Consider the following 10,104-nt stretch of genomic DNA (forward strand, 5'->3'; position numbering starts at 1 on the left):
GACGGGCCCGGTGCTACTCGACGTCGAGGACCTCGCTCCGGCGGCCGTCAGGCCCGTGCGGGGTCAGCTTCATGGTGACGGTGGGGGTCGACTTGCTGCCGTTCTCCTTCTTGCCGCCCAGGCTGATCACGCTCCACCGGAGGCCGTCGTCCACTGCCCGTCCGGACCGTTCGTGCTGGGCATGTCCCTCCCCCTTCCCCCCGGCCTTCGGCCGGGACGCACACGGCTCCTTCACCTCAACCGGGCGGAACAAACCGGGCCGGGCCGGACTGGTCGTGCTCAGTGCCCGGCCCGGCCGTGCTCATCGCAGCGTGAGCGTCGTCTCGGATTCGACGCGGGACAGTTTCTCCGGGTTGCGGACGTAGTAGAGGCCGGCGATACGGGCGGCCTCGACGCGGATCGCCATGACGCCGTCGATCTCGCCGTCCAGGCGTACGACGAGTGCCGGGTTGCCGTTGACCAGGGTGAGGTCGCTGCTGAGCCGGCCCGCGAACTTGCCGCTGCCGCCGAGGATGAAGCGGCCCGCCTTCTGGGCGCCGATGACCGGACGCGGCGCGGCCTGCTTGACGCCGCCGCCGTCGCCCACAAGTACCACCTCCGGAGCGAGCACGTCGAGGAGGCCTTGGAGGTCGCCGGTTTCGAACGCGCGCTTGAACGATTCCAGGACCGCCCTGGTCTCGCTGGAGGAGACCACCTCGCGCGGGCGGCGGGCATCGACATGCCGGCGGGCACGGTGTGCGATCTGGCGTACGGCCGCCGGACTCTTGTCGACGGCCGCCGCGATCTCGTCGTAACCGACATCGAAGACCTCACGCAGCACGAAGACGGCGCGCTCCGTCGGCGACAGGGTCTCAAGGACGAGCATGAGCGCCATCGACACGCTCTCGGCGAGCTCGACGTCCTCGGCCACGTCCGGCGCGGTGAGCAGCGGCTCCGGCAGCCAGGGGCCGACGTACGCCTCCTTGCGGCGCTTCATCGCGCGCAGCCGGTTGAGCGACTGCCGGGTCGTGATCCGGACCAGATAGGCACGCTGGTCCCGCACCTGCGACAGGTCGACCTCGGCCCATCGCAGCCAGGTCTCCTGGAGGACGTCCTCGGCGTCGGCCGCCGATCCGAGCATCTCGTACGCGACGGTGAAGAGCAGGTTGCGGTGGGCGATGAATGTCCCGGTGGCCGGGTCAGTGGCGTGGGCGCTCATATCTCGGTCCCTCTCCTTCGCGGCGGGCGGCCCTGGTTGCCGGATGCCGGATGCCGTCAAGCGGTGGCCGGCGCCTCGTCGCGCCTGGTCTCCAGCGACTGCCGGCGCTTGGGACCCCCTGATACGCGGTGCAGGCTGTACGAACCGGGCTTGCGCGCCTCATCGGCCAGATACTTGACGGTGCCCTTGCACACGAACTCCTTGAGCTTCGCGGCGGTGCGGCCGTCGATGTGGAACCGCGTCGCGATGTCGTCCCTGCGGGCGAGCTGGACGATACCGGCGTCCCGGCCCAGGCTGAGGCACTGGCCGGCGAACAGCGCGTTGAGGGGCGCGGGCCGCTCACCCGCGATCCGGCTGAGCACCGTGTCCGCGGCCCGCGCGCCCAGCGGTATCGCGGCCTGGCAGCTCATCCGCAGCGGCAGGCCCGACGGCGCCGCCGAGTCGCCCGCCGCGACGATGCGCGTGTCGTCCACGCTGGTCAGCGTCTCGTCCGTGAGCAGCCGGCCCAGGGCGTCGGTGCTGAGACCGCTGCGGGCGGCCAGGTCCGGTACGCCGAATCCGGCGGTCCAGATGGTCACCGCGCTCGGCAGCTCGCGGCCGTCGCTGAGCCGCACGGCATCGCGCGTCACCGCCGTGACCCTGGTGTCAGGGCCGTCGAGCACGGTCACCCCGAGCCCGGCCAGCCGCCTGGCCACCGAGCGCCGTCCCTGCGGGTGCAGATACGGGCCGAGCACCCCGCCGCAGACGAGGGTCACGGTACGGCCCAGCTCGGCCAGTTCGGCAGCGGTCTCGAGACCGGTCGGACCGGCTCCGACAACCGTCACCGCGGCCGTGGCGGGCGCGGCGTCGACGAGCGGCCGCAGCCGCTGCGCCTCCTCCAGACCGGCGATCGGATGGGCGAACTCGGCCGCTCCCGGCACCCGCGGGTCGGCGCTGCCGCTGCCCACCGCGTAGAGCAGATAGTCGTAGCCGACCGTGCCGCCCGACGCCAGCGTCACACCGCGCCCGGCCGCGTCGATCCGGGTCACGGTGTCGACCACCAGCCGGACGCGCTCGCCCAGGATGTCCCGGTAGTCGACGGTCGCGTCGTGGGACCCGCCCACCAGTTGGTGCAGGCGGATCCGCTGGACGAAGGTCCGGCGCGGGTTGATCAGTGTCACGGTCACGTCGGCGCGCCGCGTCAGCCGGTTGGCCGCCATGACGCCGGCGTATCCGCCGCCGATCACGACCACCTCGGTGTTCTCAGCCATGGTCTCTCCTCCGTTTCCAGGGGTTCGACCTCTAGACACCGCGTGACCGATCGCTGTGACAGCGTGTGAGGCAGATCACTCCACGGCCGACCGTCCTGTCCCGTGGGCCGGGGCGGGGCGGGGGCGACGGGGGGGCAGACCCTACGCCGGTGAAGCCGTGGTCGGCAGTCTGTGCACGTCCTTCGCGGTCGTCGTCACTCCCGACAGGAAGCCCTGCGCCCGCGGCGACGCCGAGGACTTGAGCCACTCCGGGGCGATGTCGCAGACCGCGACGCGTACGCCCGTACCCGCGAGAGCCAGCGGGAGGGTGTGGACGACCGTGGAGGGGAAGCTCAGGATGGTGCTGCCCACCGGGCCCCGGCGGGCGATCAGTTCCAGGGGGAGGTCGGGGCGGACGATCTCCAGGCCGGTGGCCAGGTGGAGACGGTGGAGCTTGTCCGCGGACTCCCGGCGGTGGGCGAAGTAACGGGCCGCCTTGTGGGTACGGGCGAGGGCGGTGACCGCCTCGATGTACTGGTCCGCGTCGACCACGCCCGTCTCGACCAGCGAGGTGCCGACCATGTCCGCGCCCTCGTGCACCCGGGGCGGGCCGAAGGTGGCCCTGGTCCACTCGAAGGTGTTGCGGGTGACGGTGATCCCGGCCGGTATGTCCTCGACGGGCATCGAGGTGAAGACCTCCACCGGCCGGGCCGCGGACGGTGTCAGCCGGCGCCGCGCGGCGGCGGTGACCGGTGCGAGGACCAGTTCGCGCGGCCCGCGGGAGCCGCCGCGCCGGTGCCAGCGCACCAGCCGCTCGCCGCGGGCGATCTGCCCGATGAACTCCATGGTCGCGGTGCCGTCGTCCACGACCGTCAGTTCCTTGGTGCCGACCAGGGTCAGCAGGAGCTGTACGTAGCGGGAGAACGGATCGCCTATGACGATCCGGCCCGCCCGCCGCAGCAGCGGCGACAGCTCCCGTACGGTCCGCAGGGGCGCCCCCGCACCACCGCGCGCGTCCTGCCAGCGCACGGTGAAGCCCTCGTCCCGGGCCAGCTCCGCCATCCGCCGGAGCTGGCCGCGCGACATGGGATCGGTGGGCGAGAGCACGACGACGGTGAGCGCGTCACTCGCGTCGCCTGTCGCACACGCGTCACCCGTCGCACTCGCGTGCGCCCACTCCAGCACATTGAGCAACTGGACCGGGCTCTCCACGAAAGCGATCGCACGAGGGTGCGGGGGACGGCCCCCGCTGGGACCGGTCATGGGTGTCAGACCGCCGGGGACTCAGCCGCGGCAGACTCGGCGACGACGCCCGCGACACGGCGGAGCTTCTTCATCGGGCCCAGCTCCGACTCGTACACCTTCTTGACACCGTCACCGAGGGACGCCTCGATGGTGCGGATGTCGCGGACCAGGCGCTGCAGGCCCTGCGGCTCGACCGAGGCGGCCTGGTCCGAGCCCCACATGGCGCGGTCGAGGGTGATGTGACGCTCGACGAAGGTGGCGCCGAGGGCGACGGCGGCGAGGGTGGTCTGCAGACCGGTCTCGTGGCCGCTGTAGCCGATCGGCACGTTCGGGTACTCGGCCTGGAGCGTGTTGATCACGCGCAGGTTGAGCTCCTCGGCCTTCGCCGGGTACGTCGACGTGGCGTGGCAGAGCAGGATGTTGTCGCTGCCCAGGACCTCGACCGCGTGCCGGATCTGCTTCGGCGTCGACATGCCGGTGGAGAGGATGACCGTACGGCCCGTGGCGCGCAGCGCGCGGAGCAGCTCGTCGTCGGTCAGGGACGCGGAGGCCACCTTGTGGGCCGGCAGGTCGAACTTCTCCAGGAAGGCGACGGCCTCGGTGTCCCACGGGGAGGCGAACCAGTCGATACCGCGCTTCTTGCAGTGCTCGTCGATGGCGCGGTACTCGTCCTCGCCGAACTCGACACGGTGGCGGTAGTCGATGTACGTCATCCGACCCCAGGGGGTGTCGCGCTCGATGTCCCACTGGTCGCGCGGGGTGCAGATCTCCGGGGTGCGCTTCTGGAACTTGACCGCGTCACAGCCCGCCTCGGCGGCCACATCGATCAGGGCGATGGCGTTGTCCAGCTCGCCGTTGTGGTTGATGCCGATCTCACCCGTGACATAGACGGGCTGGCCGGGGCCGGCGGTCCGCTTGCCGAAAGTCCGCAGGCGGGAGGTGGCGTCGGTGCTCATGGGTGGGTCCTTACTTGTTGAGGGTGTTCATGTGGGGGGTCTGGAGACCCGGACCGAGGAGCCAGGCGGCGATCTCACGGATCGCCCCTTCGCCGCCGGGGGTCGTGGTGACGGCACGCGCGCAGGCGCGTACGGCGTCATGGGCGCTCGCGACGGCCACCGGCCAGCCGACGAGGCCGAAGCACGGGAGGTCGTTGACGTCGTTGCCGACGTACAGCACCCGCTCGGGGGCGATCCCGTGCTCGTCGCACCACTGCTTGAGTGCGAGGTCCTTGCGGTCGATGCCATGGAGCACCGGCACCTGGAGCTTGCGGGCCCGTGCGGCGACGACCGGGTTCTGCTCGGTGGACAGGATGAGCAGCTCAAGACCGGAGCGGCGCAGCGCGGCGATGCCGAGACCGTCACCACGGTGGACCGTGACGGTCTCGCGGCCGTCCGAGTCGATCATCACTTTGTCGTCGGTCTGGGTCCCGTCGAAGTCGAGGACGACGGCGTCGACGTCCTCGTACGTAGGCAGGACGGCCGGGTCGAGCAGCGGCGCGAGGGCACGGGCGCGGGCCAGGTCGTGCGGATCGTCGATCTCCAGCACCCGGGCGGCGTCGGTCTTGACGAGCGCGGTACGGCCGAAGAAGCGGTGGTTGGCGGCGCGGAAGCCGTCGGCGCGCATCGCGTAGGCGGCGCCGGTCTCCAGGTATTCCTGGGGACGGTCCTGGCGGCGCGGCCGGTTCGCCTTGTCGTGGTTGACGCCGTAGCCGCCGGAGGCGCCGGCGTCGGCGCTGCCCGCGCTGTCCTCGCGCCAGATGAAGCCGTGGGTGGGCGCGACGGTCAGCGCGCTGTCGGCGCCGTCCTCGGTGACCGCGCCCGCGACTCCGTCGAGGTCCTCGGCCGTGATGAACGGGCTGGTGCACTGGACGAGCAGCACGACATCGGCGGCCACTCCGCGCATCGCCGCGTACGCGTCCATGGCGTGCAGGACCGCGGCCTCGCTGGTCGCGGTGTCGCCGGCGATGGCCGCGGGACGCAGGACGACCTCGGCTCCGGCGTTGCGTGCCGCCTCGGCGATGGCGGCGTCGTCGGTCGACACGACGACATCGGTGACGCGCCGGGCGGCGAGGCTGGCGCGTACGGCGCGGACGACGAGGGGAACGCCGCCGACGGGGGCGAGGTTCTTCGCGGGTACGCCTTTGGATCCGCCGCGTGCGGGAATCACCGCGAGGACGGTCATCTGTACTCCTTGGTCCGCGGGAAATGCCTCCGCGGCGGGTTGCTCTGCGGCTCGTGCTTCTTGCGGTGCCTGTGGTGCGGCTCGGCCGGGCTCTGCGGCCCGGTGCTGTGCGGCTCGTGCGGGCTGTGCCTGTGGTGCGGGGTCCTGCTGTCGGTGCTGTACGGAGCCGTGCCCTGGCTCCGCGGGGTCCTGCTGTTCCGCGGCCCGTGGCCGCCCGGTCCTGTGCGGGGTGGCGCCGGGGTTCACAGGTCGCCCATGCGCCGGATGACGGGGGCCACCCGCTGTACGCCGTGCCGGTACGCGCCGCGCGCCGCTCCCCGTACCGCCTCGCGCACCACACGGCGGACCGAGCCGCTGCCGCCCGACGCGGCCTTCGCGGCCGACGGCAGCGGAGTGCCGTCCGCGGCCAGGTGGTAGCGGGCGAGGAGCCCCGGCAGATAGCCGGGCGCGGTGGTGGCGGTGTAGTACGGATCGAGGGGCGGCAGCACCGGCCCGTCCAGCAGCTTCGCGACCCGCTTGCGCGCCTGGTCGAAGGACGAGGAGTACGAACCGTCCGCAGCGACACCCTGCCGGTCCGCCCAGACGGCGTCGGCCTTCGGGCGTCCGCCGCCGTCGAGCTGGTCCCAGGAGGCCAGACAGCCGGAGCCGATGAAGTGGTGATTGCCGAGCGGCTCGCGCACCCCGAGGTCGGTGAGGATCGCGGTGGGGATGCGCCGGTGCAGTGCTTCCAGGGCCGCGGTCGAGGAGACGGTGACCAGCAGATCCGTACGGTCGAGGACCTCGCCCATGTTCCCGTACACCAGCTTGAAGTTGGGCGGCAGACCGCCCGGGACCTTCTCGGCGAGCCGCTGGTAGGGGAACTCCTCCACATGCGTGGTGTGCTCGCCGATCTTGCTGCGCAGCTTCAGCAGGACCTCGCGGCGCGGATGCAGCCGCGCGTGCTCGACGAGGCGCTTCAGCAGATACGCGCGGTCGGCGCGGTTCGCCGGTACGGACGGCTGGGCGGCGAAGACGACGGTGTCGCGGCCCTCCTCGGGCACATAGCGCTCACCGCCGAGGAACGGCAGGGCGGCCTCGGTGACCGAGGACGCGTCGGCGCCCACGCCCTCGTACACGGCGCGGAAGCGCTGGCCGTCGTAGCGGGAGTTCGCCAGGACGATGTCCGCGCCGTGCCGCAGCAGCAGACCGTCCGAGAGCTTCTCGTACACCACGCCCACATAGCCGGTGACGATGGCCGGCCGGTCTTCGAGGTCCAGCGCGGCGATACCGTGCAGCATCGCCTGGACGGCGCCGCCGACCAGCGCGAGCACGACGAGGTCGTACTCCTGCTCGCGCAGCGTCTGGAGGAAGGCGGTGCCGGTCACCTCACGTGTCTCGGCCTCCGCACCGACCTCGGCGAGCTGCCGGGCGGTGGGCGTGGCTCGGCCGCGCAGCAGGTAGCCGCTCAGCTCTATGGAGCGGCCTTCCGGCGTTATGCGGCGCGCGGTGAGCGCACCCCACTTCCACCGGGTGTCGGAGTCGGCGAGCACTGCGACCCGGACCGCTTCGTTGGTACGTGATGGCACGACGAGGACGTTAGAAAGAGTTTCCGTTTGTCCGCCGAACTCAATGGCAATAAAGGGTTAACAGCAGATCTACGGATGGCGACAAAGCCCGGGGAACAGCCGGGAAGCAGCCACAGAACGGCCAAAAGCCGACGGGTTCACCATTCCGCCATGCTTCGTTCACCCGCCATGCGCCCGGATGTCAGAACGAATGACGTGCCGCCCCCTAGCGTCACGGCTGTGGTCAAGCTCTCCGTCGTCGTGCCGTTCTACAACGTGCAGACATACGCCCTCGAAACCCTCAGAAGCCTCCGCGCGAACACCCGCGCTGACTTCGAGTTCCTGTTGGTCGACGACTGTTCGACCGATGGAACCCCCCAGATCCTTGAACAGGCCGAGCGCGACCTTCCCGGGGCGGTCCTGATCAGACATGAACGGAACGGCGGACTGGCCACCGCGCGCAACACCGGCCTGGACCGCGCGCGTGGCGAGTACGTGACCTTCCTCGACGGCGACGACTGGGTGGTGCCGGGCTACTTCGAGCAGCTCCTGGCCGCCATCGAGGGCCTCGGGGTCGACTTCATCCGTACCGACCACGTCCAGTTCACCGGGAAGACCCGGACCGTCCACCGCGTCCCGGTCGCCCCGCGCGACACCGTGCTCAACCCGCGCGACGCGATCCTGCCCGAGTACCGCTCCACCTCGGTGGACTACGCCTTCGCCTGGGCCGGCGTGTACCACCGCCGGCTGGTCGACCGAGGTCTGGTGCACTTCAGGGACGGGCTGCGGACCGCCGAGGACCGGCCGTGGATATGGCGGCTGCACCGCGAGGCGAACACCTTCGCGGCCGTCGGCCTGCACGGCGTCATGTACCGGCGCGGCGTCGCCTCCTCCCTCACCCAGATCGGCGACGTCCGGCAGCTCGACTTCATCCGGGCCTTCGACCAGGTCCTGGCGGAGACGGCGGAGGACCAGGAGGCGGACCGGTTCATGCCCAAGGCCGTACGGACCTACTGCGCGGTCATGGCCCATCACCTGGAATCCATCGAGAGGATGGAACCGTCAGTGGCACGGAAACTGCGCTCCTTGAGCGCGGCCGCGCTCAAGCGCATGCCCTCGGACATCCTGTCCGAGACGATCGAGGCGCTCGGCACCCGCCGGGCCGCCCAGCTCCGCCGGGTACGCCGCCGTCCCGTCTCCCGCTCCATGGAGGTCCAGGTCTGATGGCGGGCACGTCCACCATCCAGCTCTTCTTCGCGGCCACGCAGTACGCGGCCGCCACCGTGACCGCGGCGCTCCGCTCCGGACAGTTCGGAGCGCGGGCGGACCACCGGCGGATCCTGGTGGTCAGCGATGTCTCCATGTCGCCCGAGCTGGGCAGGCCGTTCAACGAGCTGCCCGGCTTCGACCGGCTGCGGCCGGAGTTCGACGAGGTCCGCTCGTGGAACGACTTCATCCACCCGTTCCACCCGGCCGGCTGGGGCCCGCGCGAGCAGGACGCGGCGATGTGGCAGCGGGCGGTCCGCAAGGAGTGGAACCTGGGCGACGCGCCGGTCGAGATCGCCTGCGAATCCATACAGGCCAACCCGTCCCAGGCCGTCGCCATGATCTTCGGCGAGAGCCCGCTCCACATCTACGCGGACGGGCTGATGAGCTACGGGCCCACCCGTTCCAAGCTGGACCCGCTGATCGGCGGGCGGGTCGAGCGACTGCTCCACCTGGACCTGGTGCCGGGGCTGAAGCCGCTGCTGCTGACCGAGTTCGGGGTCGAACCCGAGATCATTCCGACGGACGCCTTCGTGAAGGTGCTCGCGGAACTGGCGGACGCGGAGCCGGACGCCGGGGCGCCGGGCGCCGGAGCGTCCTCGGACGGTACGGCGGACGGCGCGGCGGGTCCCGCGCTGGTGCTGGGCCAGTATCTGTCCGTGCTCGACATCCTCACCGTCCAGGAAGAGGAGGAGCTGCACGTACGGATGCTCCGGGGCGCCGTCGCGCGCGGCCACAAGCACGTCGTCTTCAAGCCGCACCCCTCGGCGCCCGCGCAGTGGTCGCGGCGGCTGGAGGAGGAGGCCGAGCGGCTCGGGGCGCGGCTGACCGTACGGTCGGGGCCGGTGCTCGCCGAGGTGCTCTACCAGCGGCTGAACCCGGCGCTGGTGGTGGCCTGCTTCTCGACCGCGCTGCTCACGGCGGCCACGTTCTACGATCTGCCGGTCGCCCGCGCCGGTACGGAACTGCTGCTGGAGCGGCTCACCCCGTACCAGAACAGCAACCGCGTGCCGGTGACGATCGTGGACGCGCTGCTGCCGCCGCTGGAGGGCAACGGCGGGCACGAGCCGGCCGAGCACCTTCCCGAGCTGGTCTCCACCGTCGGCTTCGCGATGCAGCCGCAGATCTACGCGCGGCTGCGGCCCACGGCGGAGAAGTTCCTCTCGGAGCATCTGTCGCCGCAGGTCCTGAAGTACTTCAAGCGCCGCCGGCTCACCGCGCTGGCGCTGCCGGGCGGGGTGCCCGCCCAGCTCGCGTTCCTGCCGCGCAACGCGACGGTCCGCAGGGTGGCGCAGAGCGCTTCGCCGTCCGGCGCCGGGCGGCTCGGACGCTGTCGGGCGCTGTCAGGAACTGCTCAGGGAGAGTTTCACCGCGAAGCCCAGGAACAGGGCGCCCGCCGCCGAGGTCATCCCGGCCGAGAGGCGCTTGCGGCGGCGGAAGG

At 71.4% G+C, this 10,104-nt stretch carries 8 protein-coding genes and 1 pseudogene; 2 read left to right on the top strand and 7 right to left on the bottom strand.

Annotation, left to right across the window (positions count from 1 at the left end; genetic code table 11):
• Positions 1-13: 13 nt before the first annotated feature.
• From WH07_RS40020 to WH07_RS29825, 7 genes are all read right to left on the bottom strand, one after another.
• Entirely contained in the window at positions 14-154 is a 141-nt protein-coding gene (locus WH07_RS40020; RefSeq protein ID WP_157877457.1) for a hypothetical protein, read from the bottom strand.
• Between the two features lie 147 nt (positions 155-301).
• Positions 302-1,198 (bottom strand): RNA polymerase sigma-70 factor, encoded by an 897-nt coding sequence (locus WH07_RS29800; RefSeq protein WP_046506715.1) that lies wholly within the window; start codon positions 1,196-1,198, stop codon positions 302-304.
• Between the two features lie 56 nt (positions 1,199-1,254).
• A complete protein-coding gene (locus tag WH07_RS29805) occupies positions 1,255-2,448 on the bottom strand; it encodes an NAD(P)/FAD-dependent oxidoreductase (protein WP_046506718.1) in 1,194 nt (397 codons plus the stop codon).
• A gap of 141 nt (positions 2,449-2,589) precedes the next feature.
• Positions 2,590-3,690 (bottom strand): hypothetical protein, encoded by a 1,101-nt coding sequence (locus WH07_RS29810; protein WP_046506721.1) that lies wholly within the window; start codon positions 3,688-3,690, stop codon positions 2,590-2,592.
• Between the two features lie 5 nt (positions 3,691-3,695).
• The gene (locus tag WH07_RS29815) at positions 3,696-4,628 is read right to left on the bottom strand and encodes an N-acetylneuraminate synthase family protein (RefSeq protein ID WP_046506724.1); all 933 of its coding nucleotides are present in this window, start codon (positions 4,626-4,628) and stop codon (positions 3,696-3,698) included.
• Between the two features lie 10 nt (positions 4,629-4,638).
• Positions 4,639-5,853: an acylneuraminate cytidylyltransferase gene (locus tag WH07_RS29820; protein WP_046506727.1), complete on the bottom strand. Its 1,215-nt coding sequence runs from the start codon at positions 5,851-5,853 to the stop codon at positions 4,639-4,641.
• A 242-nt stretch (positions 5,854-6,095) separates the two neighbouring features.
• Positions 6,096-7,418 (bottom strand): DUF6716 putative glycosyltransferase, encoded by a 1,323-nt coding sequence (locus tag WH07_RS29825; RefSeq protein WP_046506730.1) that lies wholly within the window; start codon positions 7,416-7,418, stop codon positions 6,096-6,098.
• A gap of 219 nt (positions 7,419-7,637) precedes the next feature.
• Between WH07_RS29825 and WH07_RS29830 the strand changes: the two genes are divergently transcribed.
• A complete protein-coding gene (locus tag WH07_RS29830; protein ID WP_046506733.1) occupies positions 7,638-8,621 on the top strand; it encodes a glycosyltransferase family 2 protein in 984 nt (327 codons plus the stop codon).
• Positions 8,621-9,991 (top strand): annotated as a pseudogene (locus WH07_RS29835) (polysialyltransferase family glycosyltransferase); the annotation flags it as partial. The gene WH07_RS29830 and the pseudogene WH07_RS29835, both read left to right, overlap by 1 nt.
• Positions 9,992-10,104: the final 113 nt, after the last annotated feature.

This window comes from Streptomyces odonnellii, from assembly GCF_000981895.1.
Classification (GTDB): domain Bacteria; phylum Actinomycetota; class Actinomycetes; order Streptomycetales; family Streptomycetaceae; genus Streptomyces; species Streptomyces odonnellii.